Origin of the sequence: Ralstonia mojiangensis (genome assembly GCF_023955645.1) — a bacterium.
In the GTDB taxonomy this organism is placed as follows: Bacteria; Pseudomonadota; Gammaproteobacteria; order Burkholderiales; family Burkholderiaceae; genus Ralstonia; species Ralstonia mojiangensis.
This window is the reverse complement of the sequence record NZ_JAMXHU010000004.1, coordinates 611,738-627,559: the sequence shown is the minus strand read 5'-3', so window position 1 is coordinate 627,559 and position 15,822 is coordinate 611,738. Positions and strand designations below refer to the sequence as shown.

Below are 15,822 nucleotides of genomic sequence, written 5' to 3'. Positions count from 1 at the left end.
GAAGTCAGGCCAGCACGGGCATCGGCGCAAGGAAGAACTGCTGCCGGAAATACTCCACCGTGCGGGCCAGTCCCACCTCCAGCGCGGTGTGGGGCTCCCAGCCGAGCGCCTCGCGCGCCAGCGCGATGTCAGGGCAGCGCTGCGTGGGGTCGTCTTGCGGTAATGGGTGGAACACCAGTTCCGAGGTCGAGCGTGTGCACGCAACGATCTGCTGCGCTATGTCGAGCATGCTCATCTCGACGGGGTTGCCCAGGTTGACCGGCCCTGCAAATTCCGCTGGCGTGTTCATCAATCGCACGAGCGCGTCGATCAGATCATCCACGTAACAGAAGGCCCGCGTCTGGCGGCCATCGCCATAGAGCGTGATGGGCTCGCCGGCCAGCGCCTGCATGATGAAGTTGGAGACCACGCGCCCGTCGTTCGGGTGCATGCGCGGGCCGTAGGTGTTGAAGATGCGCGCCACCTTGACGTCCAGGCCATGCTGGCGGCGGTAGTCCATGAACAGTGTCTCGGCGCAACGCTTGCCTTCGTCGTAGCACGAGCGCACGCCGATGGGGTTGACGTTGCCCCAGTAGCGCTCGGTTTGCGGATGTTCATGGGGGTCGCCATACACCTCGCTGGTTGACGCTTGCAGAATGCGCGCGCCCACGCGCTTGGCCAGTCCCAGCATGTTGATCGCGCCGTGCACGCTGGTCTTGGTGGTCTGCACGGGGTCGTGCTGGTAGTGGATGGGGGATGCCGGGCAGGCGAGGTTATAGATGTCGTCCACCTCCACATACAGCGGGAAGGTCACGTCATGGCGCAGCACCTCGAAGCGCGGGTGCCCCAGCAGGTGGGCGATGTTGCGCTTGTTGCCGGTGTAGAAGTTGTCGACGCACAGCACGTCGTGCCCGTCGCGCAACAGGCGGTCGCACAGGTGTGAGCCGAGAAAGCCCGCGCCGCCCGTGACCAGCACGCGGCGTTGATCGCGCCAATTTGGGTGCGGTTGAGGGTGGCCTGGATGATGTGCGTCTCCGTGGTGTCTCATGCCGCCTCCCTTCTGTTTTCCATGACGGTGGCAAACGCGTTCAGCCAATCGGCGACAAAGCGGTCGATGCCAAAACGCGTGCGCGCCGTCTCGCGTGCGGCGTCGCCCCAGCGGCAGGCCAGCGCCGGGTCGCGCAGCAGCGTCTGCATGACACCGGCCAGCGCATCGGGGCTCGTATCGACATAGCCGTTGTGGCCGTTGCGGATGACGGTGCTCATCTCCGTGGTAGCCAGCCCGACGATCGGCATGCCGATGGTCATGGCTTCCACCACGGCCAAGCCCAGGCTGGTATAGCGGATCGGGTTGAAGAAGAAGCGGTAGCGCGCGCAGAAGGCGGGCAGAGCGAGATTGCCCACTTCACCGATACCCCCTGCCGCTTCCGCGCCCATGCCGACCAAGTCGAGCGGCACACGCTGACGCAGCGACTGGAACACGTCTGCGCCGAGCCGCCGCCCGCGCTTGTGCAGATGGTTGACGACAACAATGCCGCGCTCCAGTTCGCCGCTGTAGCGCGCCAGCACGGGCAGGTGCACACCATGTTCGATCACGCGCGTGGGCGTAATGCCGCTGTCCCACATCAGCGCGTTGAACGGCGTCACGTGCACCAGCAGCACATTGGGGTCTTGCACCCAGTGCCGCGTGTTGGTCGGGTGTTCCTGCGGGGGATCGTGCTCAAGGTAGATCGTCGGCAGGGCGCGCTGGGCGGCGCTGAGCACAGACAGGCGATCGTCTTCCCATTGGGCGCGCGATTGATACAGCACCGCATCGAAGTGTTGCCCGGCAACGGCGTCGAACGGCACCTCGTGCACATTGTCACCCCAGGGCAGTGCGCCAACCTTGCCCGCATAACCGGGCGGCACCCGCCCAGAGGCATCGGGCGGCCGCGTAACAAGATAGAAGTCGTGCGGCACCTGCGACAGGTAATACAGGTAGTTGCCGTGCACGTGCCACGTCAGGATGCGCAGGCGTTGTCGCGTCGGGTGGTTCATGAGGTCGAGTTCTCGATCGTGTGCGATGCACTCTGGGTGTCGGCTGGCTGCGGTGCGTGCGACGCGCGCAGGTGCACATCGGGGTCGAACAGCGTGGCATACGCGGCGTCTAGCACCTCGTGCACGGTCACATCGCGCGCGCATTCATGGCCCGTGGGGCATGTCCAGTGCATGCAAGGCCGGCAGGGCGGGTGCGCCGCCAGCACGCGGTGCAGCGTGCGGTCTGCCGGCGCCCAGCGGTCCACGTCGCTGCCGCAGGCGATGACAAGGCTGGGCGCGCGCACCGCCGCCGCCACGTGCGAGACGCCGGTGTCGTTACAGATCAGCAGGCGTGCCAGCCGCAGCAGCGCCGCCAGCCCGCCCAGCGCGGTTTGCCCGACGACCGAGGCCGCACGCTGGCGCATGTGACTGCGGACTTCTTCAACGAGCGCCGCCTCCGATGGCGCGCCTGTCATCACCACATGAAAACCGCTGACCGTGAGTGTGTCGGCCACCGCGGCAAAGCGCTCGGGCCACCAGCGCCGTGTGGGCATGCGGGCACCGGCGTGCAGGCAGACAAGGCGGTCGCGATCCAGCGCGTGGCGGCGCAGTAGAGCGAGGGCTTCGGCATAGTCGTCGCGCCCGAGCGGAAAATCGGGCGTGGCGGGCACCGTCGGTGCGCCCAGGTGGATGAGCAGGGCCAGCAGCCGTTGCGCCTCGGGCAACTGCGTCGGCCATGGAAGCTGCGCTGCATTGGTCTGCCTTGCAATCACGCCATTAGGCTGAAACCCGAATACATGGTGCGCGCCACACTGGCGGACTACCTCCGTCGATTGCGGCCCGCTCCCGTGCAGTTGGATGGCGACGTCAAAGCAACGGGAGCGCATCCCGGCATAGAACGCATGCGTGGCATCCGCATCGGCTGGCCCGGCTTCCGGAAAGCCGTCGCCGCCGGGGAATGCGACAAAGTCGTCTAGCAGATCGGCATAGCGCTCTTGGAACTGACGCGCCCATGGCAGCCCGACGAGAGTGATATGTGCCTGTGGCGCGGCGGCCCGCAACGCGTGCAAGGCAGGCACGGCGCACAGCATGTCGCCCAGTTGCAGGGCGCGAAAGACGGCAATGCGGCGTGCGCCGCGCAGGAGTTCAGCAGCGGACGTCATAGGAACCAGACCCGGAAATGCCACGCACCGCGCAGGCGCCAGTACAGCGCGAGCGGCGGGATGGCGATGGATGTCCAAAACATTTCAAGCACATGCCGCACCGTGTGCGCAGTGCCGTGAAGCCGCATGGCTGTAAAGCGCACCGTGAGCGCCAGCCACGCCATGGCAGCCGCACCGGCCACCCAAGGCAGATGCGCCGCCAGCGCAGCGAGCGCAATCACCACAGCGGCGCCCATGGCGTAGTAATGCCATGGCGGCACCGGGCGGATGCGTGTGCGGTAGCGCTGCGGGTGCTTCTTGTAGAGCAGCGCGTCGTAAAACACTTTGCGCTGCTGCGACACGCTCACGCCCCACGGCGCCGGCCGCACCGGGTGGTGCATCAATGCGCGCGGTGCCTGCACGATGCGCCCGCCTGCATCCAGGATGCGGAACTGCAGATCGGAATCTTCACGCCACGCCAGCCGGAATCGCTCGTCAAAGCCGCCGATGCGCTCCAGCATCGCGCGCCGCACGAAGCAATTGGCGGTGACGAACTCCGCCCGGGTCAGGCCGCTGGCGTCGCGTTCGTAATCGGTGGGACGCGTGGGCAACGGCATGCGTACAGCACCGGTCGCGGCATCGGGCGGCGCGCTGCCGTCGGTACCGGCAGCGTCTTCGGGCGTGGTCATGATGCGCCAGCCTTCGGCCAGCCACGTGGGCGCGGGAATGGTGTCGTCGTCGGTGAAGGCGATGATGTCGCCCGTGGCGGCCTGCCAGCCGCGGTTGCGGGCGGCCGCCGGGCCTTGTGTCTCACGCACCGGCACGTAACGCACGCGCCAGCCGGGGGCCGCGGCGGCAAAGCCGTCCACGACCGCACGGGTGGCGTCGTCAGGGCCATCGTCAGCCACCACCAACTCCAGCCGGCGCGCGTCGAACGTCTGCGCCAGCAGGCCGTCCAGGCAGCGTTGCAGCATCTGCGGCCGTCGCCACGTGGCGATCACGACGGACATGGCCGGTGCCTCTTGCGCCTGGGTCAGCGACGACACGTCAAACGGCATCGGCTGGTTCATGCAACCCCCGCCAGGCCGGGAACGCGCCGCAGGCCGTCGACATTGCGCACGGCGCCGTCTTCCTGTGCTTGCGTTTGGTCCGGGCGCACGGCCGTCTTGCGCAGCAGGAACGGCCCGATCACCAAGGCATCGAGCGGCGACGTCCAGAACGATTCCACCGCATCGCGTGGGCTGCGGACCATGGGCTCGCCCCGCGTGTTGAACGACGTGTTGACCAGGATCGGCACGCCCGTGCGACGCTCGAACGCCGCCAGCAGGTCGAAATACAGCGGATGCTGACGCCGGTTGACGGTCTGCACGCGCGCGGTGCCATCGACGTGACGCACGGCCGGGATCTGCGCGGCGCGGTCTTCCCGCACGTCGAAGATGAACAGCATGAACGGCGCGGCTTGCGCACCGACAAACCAGTCGGCAGCGCGTTCTTCCATGACCACCGGGGCGACGGGGCGAAAGTCTTCGCGATCCTTGATCTCGTTTAGCCGCGCCTGCATGTCTGCAGGGATGGGCGAAGCCAGAATGGACCGCGCACCCAACGCACGCGGGCCGAACTCCATGCGCCCCTGGAACCAGCCGATCACCTGCCCTTGCGCCAGCAGCTCGGCGGTCTGCTCGGCAATGTTGTCCAGGCGTTCGAACGGCAGCTTGGACCACGTGAGGAATTGTTCGATCTCTTCGTCGGCATATGAAGGGCCGAGATAGGCGTGGTCCATCTTCCACAGGCGCTGTTTGTTGCCGCGCGTCTGGTAATCCGTCCACAGCGCTGCGCCAAGCGACGTACCGGAATCGCCTGCGGCCGGTTGCACCCAGACGTTCTCAAACGGACCACGGTCGCGTATGCGCGCGTTCATCACGCAGTTCAGCGCCACGCCGCCTGCCATGGCCAGATTGCGGGCGCCCGTGGCCTGATGTAGCCACTGGCTCATCGTCAGCACGGTCTCTTCCAGCACCTGCTGGAGTGAACGGGCAATGTCAAAGTGGCGCGCTTCCATTGGGCCGCCCCGTTGGCGCGGCGGGCCGAAGCGTTCTTCCAGGCGCAGCGGTGCCACGGTATAGCGGCCGTCGGCCTCGACCCGCACCATCTCGTGGAATGCGTCGACATAGCGCGGCTCTCCGTATGACGCCAGCGCCATCACCTTGTACTCGTCGGACGAGCGCAGAAAGCCGAGGTAGTCCGTCACCTCCTCATAGAGCAGGCCGAGCGAGTGCGGCAGATCCACCTGTTGCAGGCGCGTGTATTCGCCGTTGCGGAAGAGGCCGTAGGAAGTCGTCGCACGTTCGCCTCGGCCGTCCATGGTGAGTACGGCGCAGTCTTCGAACGGTGCCGCCAGGAACGCACTGGCTTCGTGCGCCAGGTGATGCTCGACAAACGACCAGCGGAACGGCCCGGTGTGCTTCACGTTGGCGAAGCGTGCCTGAAGATGATGCGGCGCGCCGTCGGCCAGTTGGCGCGGGGCGTTCAATACGTAGGAGAGAAACAGTGGGTCCCACGGTGCGGCGCCCGGGGGCAGATCCATCTGGGCAGAAGGCTGTAGCGGCAGGGCGATATGGGTTTGCGCCTGCAGGTCGGTCAGCAGGGCAGGGTCCAGCGAATACGCGACCTGATCCACGCGCGCGAGGTCGATGCCGGCTTCGGCCAGGCAGTAATCGATGGCGTGATACGGCAACTGCCAGGTGGAAAACGGCACCGGCCGCTTGGCGTGCTTGACGTGCGTGAAACGTTCATCTTCAGCGGCGGCAATCACCACACCGTCACGCACCAGCGTGGCGGAGGAATCGTGATACGCCGCGTTGATGCCGAGGGTGTAGAGCGGTTTGTCTTCCATGCGGGGGCTCCGTCAATCGATTCAGTCAGTACAGGTCACGCGCAACGCTCAGGCGACCGGCGTTGGCGCATTCGATACAGGCAATGCAGGCACGACGGAAGCTGGCCATAACGCCTGCGCCACGCGCGACGACTGCCATAGCGGGTGCGCGGCTGCGACCACTTCCTCTTCCGTCACGCCGGTCAGGCAGGCCTGATGGCCAAGCGGGCACACGCTGCGATAGCAATAGCGGCACGGCACCTGGTGCGAGAGCACCGCGTGCGGAACAGCCCAAGGCGTGTGCTGCGGATTGGTCAGCGCGTAGAGATCGACCACCGGCGTCTGCGTGGCCGCAGCCAGATGCACCGGGCCGCTGTTGTTGGACACCAGCAGCGCCGCACCTTCGATGAGCGCCGCCAGCTCGCCCAGCGTGAGCGCCCCGGCCATGTTCAGCACGCGCTGCCCGGCAATGAGCCCTGGCAGGCACACCTGCTGCACCAACTCCGCTTCGGCGGGTGCGCCGGTCACCAGCACCGGGCAGCCATACCGGTTCGCCAGCGTGCAGGCGATATGCGCAAAGCGATCGGGCGGATAGCGCCGCGACGCTGCGGTCGCACCCGGATGCAGGACGATCCACGGGGCGTCCGTAGTAACGCCGCGCTCGCCCAGCTTGGCGTGCACGGCGTCGCGATCCGCTGGGCGCACGTTGAAGCGCAGCCGATGCGGCAGATGCGCGGCCACATCGGTCACGTGCTGCACGAGGTCCAGCTGACGGCGCACTTCGTGGCGCACGTCACCGGGCGCGGTGGCGGCAATGCGCGCATCGGGGTCGGCAATCCAGTCGGTCAGCAGCGCGTACGGGTTCTCACGGCAATGCGCCAGGCGCAGCGGAATGCCGGCCAGAAAGCACAGCATGGCGGCCGGCAACGGATTCTGCGTGTGCACGGTAAAGATGACCGCCGCGTCGAATGCGCCCTCGCGCAGGGTGTCGACCAGCGCGCGCGTCTGCTCGGCATCGGCCGCGCTGGCGTGCTTGGCCCACGGCACATCGCAGACGATCACGTCGTCGATGTCGGACAGGTGCGGCGCCGCCGTGGCGCCCGAGTGCGATGTCAGCAACGTGAGATGGCGGCTGGCGCGGCGGGTCTGCCCGCCGGCCTTGAGCGCGTGAAAGGCCGGCGTGGTCATGACCACGTCGCCCAGGTTGTCAGGCCGTATGCACAGGATGCGGCTCGCGTTGGCCCACACGGCACGGCGCTCGGGAATGCCCGCTGCGATCATGCAACCGCCCTCAGGTGTTGTGCGCGCGGCGCATGCCGCGCCTGCTGGGCAATGACGATGGCAGCCGCCTCGTCAAAGCGCCCGACGATGTAATCCGGCACGCGCAGCCGCCCCGGCTGCCACAGCGTTTCGTTGCCGTTGGCGATCAGGATGGTCTGGCAGCCCGCGCGCCGGCCGGCTTCCACATCGTTGAGGATGTCGCCGATCATCCAGGAACCTTCCAGGGAAAGGCCGTGTGCCTCAGCGGCCTGGCGCAACAACCCGTCGCCCGGCTTGCGGCAGGCGCAATGGATGCTGCCCTCGGCGGCCGGCGCGTGCGGGCAGAAATAGAAGCCGCCCAGCGTGGCGCCGTGCAACGCAAACAATTCGCCCAGCCGCTTTGCCACCCCTTCCAGCGCAGCCTCGGGAAAGAGTCCCAGCGCCACACCGGGCTGGTTGCTCACCACGATCAGCGGCAAGCCGGTGGCGCCCAGCATCCGCAGGCCTTCGCCCGCGCCGGGTGCCAACGCAATGCGTGCCGGATCGACGTTGTAGGGCACGTCTTCCAGCAGCGTGCCGTCCTTGTCGAGAAAGATGGCGGGGCGCGATCGCAGCCGCAACGGCGCACGCATCAGGGCCATGACGTCTCCCGCATCGGCAGCACCATCACTTCCGGGATCACCGTCTCGGGCGGCTGCAGCAGCACGAAGCGCACGGCGGCGGCCACGTTGGCCGGGTCCTGCAGATTGCTCACATCGATATCGGGAAAGCGGTCGAGCAGGAACGGTGTGCGCATGCCCCCGGCAATCACGGCAGAGACCTTGATGCCGTGCGGGCGCAGCTCGGCATGCAGCGCGTGCGACAGCCCCAGCAGCCCCCATTTGGTGGCGTGGTAGACCGACGCATTCGGCCACGCACGGCGCGAAGCGGTTGACGCGATGTTGACGATGGCACCGCTCGCGCGTTTGCGCATCAGCACGCTGGCGTGCTTGGCCAGCAGGAACGGGCCGCGCAGGTTGGTGCGCACCACGCGGTCCCAGTCTTCCACGTTCAGTTCATCGATCGGCAGCGTGATGTCGATGGCCGCGTTGTTGATCACGGCATCCACACGGCCAAAGCGGTCGACCACTTCATCGAGTGCGCCGCGCACGGCGGCTTCGTCGCCCACGTCCAGCGCAATGGCGTGCGACTGGCTGCCCTCGGCGATCAGTTCAGCGGCGGTGCGGTCGGCGGTGCCGGCATCGTGGTCGGTGGCGACCACCGTGGCACCTTCGGCAGAGAGCACGCGGCTGATGGCGGCGCCCAGCCCGCGCCCCGCGCCGGTCACGATGATGACCTTGTCGCGTAGCGTGGGTGTGGTGTTGGGGTTCGAGTTCAAATCAGTCTGGGTCATGGCGGCGTGAAGAGATGGAAGAGATGGGATGGAAGGGTGGGAAGAAAGCGGTCAAGCCGCGAGCCCCGCCAGCGCAGCGGCATTGGCGCTGGGCGTGGCGTCGGTCATGCGACCCATGGCGCGTGCGTGGTAGTCGATGGCTTTGAGGTAGGCACGCTCAAGCTGCCCGGCCACGCCCAGCCACGTGTAGAGCATGCGGGCGCGCACCAGCCCGGCCTGCCCCAGCTCGCGGCACAGCTCCGGCTGCTGCATCAGTTGCAGCAGGCGTGCAGCCAGTGCCTGCGGGTCCTTGGGCGGAACGAGAAAACCGGTGCGTTCATGCCGCACGGTCGAGCGGATGCCGCCGACGTCTGCACCAATGACCGCGCGCCCGCACGCCATGGCCTCCACCGGCGTGATGCCGAATGGCTCGTACCACGGTGTGCTCACAAACACATCGCAGGCGCTGTACCACGCGCGCAGATCGGCACGGCCGCGTTTGCCGACAAAGGTGGTCTGCGCGCTCACGCCAGCGCTCTCGGCAATGGCTTGCAGGCGGCCGAGTTCAGGCGTGGCGGCCACGTCCGGCGCAACGGTGTTGCCGCCCACCACGTACAGGCGCACGCGCTTGCGGGCATCGGGCGGCAGCTTGCCGATGGCCTCGATGACGTTGTCCACGCCCTTGCGCGCCACCATGCGGCCCAGTTGCAGCACGACGAACGCGTCGGCCGGCACGCCCAGGCGGCGTCGCACTTCGGCGCGGTCGATGGGAACAAATTCCGCGGCGTCAAAACCGCACGGCACGACATCGATCTGCTCGGGCCGCGCGCGGTAGAGCGTTTCCAGATCGGCCTGATCCTGCGGGCATTCGGCAATGACGCGATCGGCGCGTTGCACCAGCGTCTCTTCGATCGCGAAGCGTGCATCCGGAAAGCCATCGGCGCTGCCCTGGTGCAACCGGCGCACGCGGCCCAGCGCGTGGAACGTCATCACCAGCGGCAGGTGCAACCGTGTAGACGCCGCCAGCGATGCCAGGCCCGACATGAAGAAGTTGGCGTGGATGACGTCGTAGGCGTCGCCGCTGGCCTGGGCGCGGGCGCAGTGGTTCAGCAGGTGCCGGCCAAAGGCGTGCATGTGCGGCAGCAGCGCTTCCTTGGGCAGCACAGCGGCCGGCCCGGCTGGTACGTGGATGACACGGCATCCGCTATCGAACGGCACCACCTCTGGGTCCCACGGGCGCTCGCGGCGCGTGAAGACATCGACACGATGGCCCAGCCGTGCGAGCTGGCGCGCGACATGGCGCACGTAGACGTTTTGTCCGCCGCAATCGACACCGCCCAAGTCGGCGAGTGGCGATGCGTGTTCACTGACCATGGCGATGCGCATGTCGTTTCTCCTCTTATCGTCGCGGCCTGTGGTGATGAAGCGTTGGAAGCCACGTGCGAAGTCCCTCAGCAGCCGGCGTGCCACGGCGCGCAACCTTGTGCTGCGAGGTATTCCGGCGCTACGCGCGGAGCGAATGTGGGGAAGCGTCTCTCGCTTGTCCGGACAAGCGTTTGCGGCAGGTTGATGCGGACATGGCGTGTGGCACGTACGCGCGGTGGGCCGTCATGGCGTCACGCGTTCGGGCCAGCCCGCCGCCGAAGTGACCGCGCAATTCTTACGTGGAGCGCAAGGAGAAACGGCGCGGCGACGGCATCACGCCCGTCGTGCCGCGCGTGGAGGGAGGAGTGTCAGGCGAGCCGCAGCGTACCGCTCGTGGCAGCAGCGGCTTGTTTGGCGATGGCGCGCAGGCACGCAGCCACCACATGCGCGAAGGCTTCGTCATAGAACGGCAGCGCGCCGCTCACGCCAACCACGATGCCGTCGAGCACGGCGCTGCCCCATAGGTTGGTGTCGCCCGCGCGCAGCACGTGCGGGCGCAGTGCCTGCAGTGCATGTGTGCTCATGCCGTGCTGCCACGCCAGCCGCGCCTTGGCGCGCGCATAGGCGGCGTAGTCCGCATCCCATTGCGTGCGATCGCCTACCGAATATTCGTAGAGCACGGCGTCATCAAAGGCGCATTCCGCAGGCGAGCGTGCGGGGTCTATCACAACGATGTGCAGAAAGCCGCTGTCGCCCACCTCCTGCGGACGCTTCATCGCTTGGGTGATGAGCGGCAACGCCATCTCCACCGCACGCCGTGCGGCGTCGGCGCCAGCAAAGTGCGATGTGGTCTGGTGCGGTTGTTTCTGCGGCGCCTCACGTTGGGCGGAAGGATCGAAATCGGCCAGCATGCTTATGGAGACTCCTGGGCTGATTGGAAGGAAAGGGAGGCGTGCGATTCATGCGCGGGCGCACGCCGCGCGCGGATGACGCTCAGGATGGCGGTGACCAGCTCGCCGCGCTCGGTGGGCTTGGCCAGGTGCAACTGGAAACCGGCCAGCAGCGCGCGCGTACGGTCTTCCGGTCTGTCATAACCGGACAGTGCGACGGCGGGCAGGCGGGCATCGAGCGGCATGTCGCGTTCGGACTCCAGCAAGCGCACATTGCGCAGCAGCGCGTAGCCGTCTTCGTCGTCACCCAGGGCAATGTCGGAGACCAGCACATCGGGCCAGGAATTGCCCGGCGCCGCGCGCAACGCAGCAAGTGCAGGCTTGGCCGCGCCGTAAGCGGTGACGGTGGCGCCGTAGTCTTCCAGCAGCAGTTGGAGTATCTCGCGGGCGTCTTCCTGGTCATCGACGATGAGCACGTGCACACCGGATAGCGCATCCGGCGGCGCAAGCGTGGTGCGTTCGCCTCGTGGCGCCTGCTGCGCGGTGGCGGGCACGGGCTCGCCGGGCGCGGTCGCAAGCGGCGCCACGGCGCGGATCGGGAAGTCCATCACATACGTTGTGCCCTCGCCATGGGGCAGCGGCACGACGGCAAAGCGCCCGCCGTGCTGTTCGACGACAGAGCGAATCCACAACGGGTCAAGCGTGGCTGCGGGTGTTGGGGCCGCGTCTTGCGCGGTGGCCACGAGCGCGGTGTCGAACGCGCGCGGCTCTTGCCGCAGCGGCGCTAGCGGTTCCACCGGGTCCAGTACGTCGAACGGCGCGGGCGCCGGCGGGGTTGCCGTTGGCCCAAAGGCTGACAATGCGGCGTCGGGCTCCATCTCGGCAGGCGTGTGCGATGCGGTAGGAATGGCGGCAGCCGCCGAAGCCGGTATGGCAATCGTGTCAGTCACACGCAACTGCGCCATGCCTTCCACGCGCTCTAGCACGATCTCGATGCGGCTGCCCGGGTGGCTGGCCAGCACGGCGTGACTCAGCACGTCACCTACGATGCCTTGCAGGCGGCTCGGGTCGCCCGTGATGCTCGGCGTTTCAGAGCGGATGACGGAATACACGGTGATGCGGCGCGCATCGATGGCCTCGCGCAGGCCGTCGAGCACGCTCACCACCAGCGCCACGAGATTGATTGGCTGCTGTGCAAGCCGGTGCTGGGCCTGCTCCAGGTCGGACTGTTGACGCTGCAGCGTCCAGAGCTGCGCATAGACGCCGTTGGCGGCCAGCAGGTCGACATGGCGGCCGCGCTCGACAATGCGGCCTTTTTCCAGCACGACAATCTCATGCGCGTCCACCACCGTAGAGAGCCGGTGCGCAATCACCAGCGTCGTGCGGTGTGCCGAGAGCCGATCCAGCTCGCGCTGGATGGCGCGTTCGGAGCGCGTATCCAGCGCGGAGGTCGCCTCGTCAAAGATCAGGATGGAAGGGTTCTTCAGCAGCGCCCGCGCAATGGCAATGCGCTGCTTTTCACCGCCCGAGAGCTTGAGCCCCCGCTCGCCCACCATGGTCTGATAACCCTCGGGCAGCGCAGCGATGAAGTCGTGCACATAGGCCGCGCGCGCGGCGTCGATCACCTCGGCCATCGTCGCGCCTTCGCGCCCGTAGGCGATGTTGTAGGCAATGGTGTCGTTGAACAGGATGGTGTCTTGCGGGACGATGCCGATGGCGCGGCGCACGCTGTCTTGCGTGACCACGCGCAGGTCTTGCCCGTCGATGGACACGCGCCCCGCCCAAGGGTCGTAGAAGCGCAGCAGCAGCCGCGCCAGCGTCGACTTGCCCGAGCCGCTGCCGCCCACCACCGCCACCGTGTGGCCCGCCGGAATGTGCAGCGACAGGTCGTGCAGGATGGGCCGCGTGTGCTCGTAGCCGAAATCCACGTGGTCGAACTGCACCTCGCCCTGCGTCACGCGCAACGGTGCGCCGTTGGGCAAGTCCACCACGTCGGCCCGCTGTTCGAGCAAGTGGAACAGGCGCTCGGCATTGATGGCGGCGTCTTTCGCCTCGCGGAACATGAAGCCCAGCGCGTTGAGCGGCAGGCACACCTGGATGATGTACGCGTTGATCAGCACAAGGTCGCCGACCGACAGCACGCCGCGCGTTACGTCCTGCCCGGCCAGCAGCATGACGGTCGCTACGCCTGCCGCGATGACACCGCTTTGCGACACATGCAGCAATGACAACGCACGCTGGTTGGCGACCGCCGTCTCGATGCGCTGGCGCAGGATGTCGCGGTAGCGGTGCGCCTCGAAGCGCTCGCTGGTGTAGACCTTCACGGCTTCGTGGTTGAGCATGCTGTCGAGCAGCCGGCTGCCGGCCATCGAGTCGAACTCGTTCATCTGCCGCTGCAGGCGCACGCGGCGTCGCGTGAGCAGCACGGTGGCGGTGCAGTAGGCGGCAAACGTGGCCAGGATGGTGACGAGATACCACCCGCTGTAGCGGCTCATCATGATGATCAGCACGGAGCCGATCTCCACCATGGTCGGCAGGATCGTGAACAGCGCGACACCCAGCAGGAACTCGATGCCGGTGGTGCCGCGCTCCACATCACGGATCAGGCCGCCCGTCTGCCGGCTCGCATGAAAGCGCGGGCCGAGCTGGTGCAGGTGCTCGAAGGCCTGCGCCATGAAGCCTGCCACCGTGGGCTGTGACACGCGCGAGAACACCATGTCGCGCAGCTCGCCGAACAGCGTGCCGCCAAAGCGGAGGACGGCATAGGACAGCAGCAGGAAGGCCGGAAACACGCGCGCCCGGGTGGCATCGCTAAAGCCGTCGACGATCCACTTGAGCACGATCGGCACGCCCACCGCACACAGCTTGGCCAGCACCAGCAGCCCCACGGCCACCAGCACGCGCTTGCGGTAGCGCCAGATGGCGCGCCACAACGCGCCCACGATCCGCTGCTGCAGGCTCGATGCCTCAGCAGGATGGGGAGGAGGGGAGGACGCAGGAGATGGGCTCGTCACCAGGCTTGGAATCCGGTCGGTCTTGCAACGCGAGGTGGCGACGCAAGCCACGTTCCACGCCCGCTCGGGCTCTGGCGCCCAGGTGGCCCCGGAATCGCGCGATAATGCGGGACTTTCCTCCCGTTTTCCCGCCCGTCACCGCCTTTCTGCTGCCCCTGCCATGACCGGACTGACCACCGCCCTCCTGCACGCCGACCGAGAAGCCGGCATCGAGCACTTCGCCGTTCACAAGCCACTGCACACGTCCACCACGTACGGCTATGCCGATACGCGCGAGCTGATCGACGTGTTCCAGGGCAAGCCCGGCTACACCTACGCGCGCCAGGGCAACCCGACCACGGCCGCACTGGAAGCCAAGATCACGATGATGGAAGCGGGCGTGGCCACTGCGTGCTTCGCCACCGGCATGGCGGCCATCATGGCGGTGTTCTCGACCCTGCTGCGCGCGGGCGACCACGTGGTCTCCAGCGCCTTCCTGTTCGGCAACACCAACAGCGTGTTCGAGACGCTGCGCAGCCTGGGCGTGGAAGTAACCTTCGTCGATGCCACGTCTGCCCAGGCCGTGGCCGACGCTGTGCAGCCAAATACACGCCTCGTCTTCGTGGAAACCATTGCCAACCCGCGCACCCAGGTGGCGGATCTGAAGGGCATTGGCGATGTCTGCAAGGCACGCGGGCTGATCTACGTGGTCGACGGCACGATGACCTCGCCGTGGCTGTTCCGCGCGCGCGACGCGCAGGCAAGCCTGGTGGTGCATTCGCTGTCCAAGTACATCGGCGGGCACGGCAACGCGCTGGGCGGTGCGGTGGTGGATACCGGCCTGTTCGACTGGACGGCGTATCCGAACATCTACCCGGCATACCGCAAGGCCAAGCCGGAAATGCAGGGCATCCAGCAGATTCGCAAGAAGGGCCTGCGCGACCAGGGCGCGACGTTGATTGCCGATGCCGCGCACCGCATTGCCGTGGGCGCTGAAACGATGGCGCTGCGCATTGACCGCACCTGCAGCAACGCCCTGGCGCTGGCCCGAACGCTGGCCGCGCACCCGAAGGTAGCGCGCGTCTACTACCCCGGCCTGCCCGAGCACCCCGAGCACGCCCGCGCCACCGAGCTCTTCCGCCATTACGGCGGCCTGCTGAGCTTCGAACTGGTGGACGGCGCGGATTACGTCGACATGCTCGACCACCTGCGCTACGCCGTGCGCGCCACGCACCTGGGTGACACGCGTACGCTGGTGATTCCGGTGGCGCCGACCATCTACTGGGAAATGGGCGCCGAGCGCCGCGCGTCGATGGGTATTGCCGATTCGCTCGTGCGCGTGTCGGTTGGCATTGAGGATGAGGCCGATCTGTTGGCGGATTTCACGCAGGCGCTGGACGCCATCCATCTGGGCTAAATCTCATCGCCCTGGCAACGCGGCGGCCCTGGGCAGGGCTGCCCGGTCGCCTGCGAGTGTTGGAGCATCGCACTCCACGGTCGAACACTCGAATTCCACCCTCGGATGGTGGCGCTCCAGGCGCAAACACTGGCGCTCCACCGTGCGGGCGTCGAGCGTGGGGCGCAATGGGTCGAACGTGACGCTTTGAGGCTCGACCGCCACCGTCACAGGGTCGCGTCTCACTGTCAAACACGCGATTGCCGTGCTCGGAGGCTGGCGTTTCGGCCTTGGAGGCTCGAACGCCACTGTCCGAGGCTCACGCTCCGCACAAAAACATTCGATCCATCCGCACTTTGAGGCTCGCGTTCCGCCCTCGGAGGGTCAAGCTCGACGGGTTGAGGCTGGCGTTCCACGGTCTGAGGGTGGAACGCGACAGTTTGAGGTCGAAATTTTGGACCTCAGACTGCGGAGCGCCACTGTTCGAGGTCCACGCTCCGCTCCCCGGGGGCCGGATGCGAGCCTCGCCGGGCCGTG

At 67.1% G+C, this 15,822-nt stretch carries 12 protein-coding genes; 1 reads left to right on the top strand and 11 read right to left on the bottom strand.

What is annotated here, in order from left to right; all coding sequences use genetic code 11:
* Positions 1-4: 4 nt before the first annotated feature.
* The 11 genes from NG898_RS19470 to NG898_RS19420 all read right to left on the bottom strand — a co-directional run bounded on the left by NG898_RS19470 (position 5) and on the right by NG898_RS19420 (position 13,838).
* Entirely contained in the window at positions 5-1,027 is a 1,023-nt protein-coding gene (locus NG898_RS19470) for a UDP-glucuronic acid decarboxylase family protein (RefSeq protein WP_252693969.1), read from the bottom strand.
* Positions 1,024-2,016, bottom strand: a complete 993-nt coding sequence (locus NG898_RS19465; protein WP_252693968.1) for a glycosyltransferase — start codon at positions 2,014-2,016, stop codon at positions 1,024-1,026. Before NG898_RS19465 ends, NG898_RS19470 begins: the two co-directional genes overlap by 4 nt.
* Positions 2,013-3,158, bottom strand: a complete 1,146-nt coding sequence (locus NG898_RS19460) for a glycosyltransferase family 9 protein (protein ID WP_252693967.1) — start codon at positions 3,156-3,158, stop codon at positions 2,013-2,015. Before NG898_RS19460 ends, NG898_RS19465 begins: the two co-directional genes overlap by 4 nt.
* Positions 3,155-4,207, bottom strand: a complete 1,053-nt coding sequence (locus NG898_RS19455) for a glycosyltransferase family 2 protein (protein ID WP_252693966.1) — start codon at positions 4,205-4,207, stop codon at positions 3,155-3,157. Before NG898_RS19455 ends, NG898_RS19460 begins: the two co-directional genes overlap by 4 nt.
* Positions 4,204-6,030: a carbamoyltransferase family protein gene (locus tag NG898_RS19450; protein ID WP_252693965.1), complete on the bottom strand. Its 1,827-nt coding sequence runs from the start codon at positions 6,028-6,030 to the stop codon at positions 4,204-4,206. The genes NG898_RS19455 and NG898_RS19450 overlap by 4 nt, the downstream gene beginning before the upstream one ends.
* A 48-nt stretch (positions 6,031-6,078) precedes the next feature.
* Positions 6,079-7,290, bottom strand: a complete 1,212-nt coding sequence (gene waaF / locus NG898_RS19445; RefSeq protein ID WP_252693964.1) for a lipopolysaccharide heptosyltransferase II — start codon at positions 7,288-7,290, stop codon at positions 6,079-6,081.
* Complete coding sequence (locus NG898_RS19440; RefSeq protein ID WP_252693963.1) at positions 7,287-7,910, bottom strand: D-glycero-alpha-D-manno-heptose-1,7-bisphosphate 7-phosphatase; 624 nt, start codon at positions 7,908-7,910, stop codon at positions 7,287-7,289. Before NG898_RS19440 ends, waaF begins: the two co-directional genes overlap by 4 nt.
* Positions 7,901-8,662: an SDR family oxidoreductase gene (locus tag NG898_RS19435; protein WP_092970925.1), complete on the bottom strand. Its 762-nt coding sequence runs from the start codon at positions 8,660-8,662 to the stop codon at positions 7,901-7,903. The genes NG898_RS19440 and NG898_RS19435 overlap by 10 nt, the downstream gene beginning before the upstream one ends.
* Positions 8,663-8,713: 51 nt before the next feature.
* A complete protein-coding gene (locus NG898_RS19430) occupies positions 8,714-10,027 on the bottom strand; it encodes a glycosyltransferase family 4 protein (RefSeq protein WP_252693962.1) in 1,314 nt (437 codons plus the stop codon).
* A 347-nt stretch (positions 10,028-10,374) separates the two neighbouring features.
* Positions 10,375-10,923 carry a hypothetical protein gene (locus tag NG898_RS19425; protein ID WP_420803711.1) on the bottom strand — a complete coding sequence of 183 codons (549 nt, stop codon included), beginning with the start codon at positions 10,921-10,923 and terminating at the stop codon, positions 10,375-10,377.
* Positions 10,920-13,838 (bottom strand): ATP-binding cassette domain-containing protein, encoded by a 2,919-nt coding sequence (locus NG898_RS19420; protein WP_252693961.1) that lies wholly within the window; start codon positions 13,836-13,838, stop codon positions 10,920-10,922. Before NG898_RS19420 ends, NG898_RS19425 begins: the two co-directional genes overlap by 4 nt.
* A 232-nt stretch (positions 13,839-14,070) precedes the next feature.
* Between NG898_RS19420 and NG898_RS19415 the strand changes: the two genes are divergently transcribed.
* Positions 14,071-15,306: a cystathionine gamma-synthase family protein gene (locus NG898_RS19415; RefSeq protein WP_252693960.1), complete on the top strand. Its 1,236-nt coding sequence runs from the start codon at positions 14,071-14,073 to the stop codon at positions 15,304-15,306.
* Positions 15,307-15,822 lie beyond the last annotated feature (516 nt).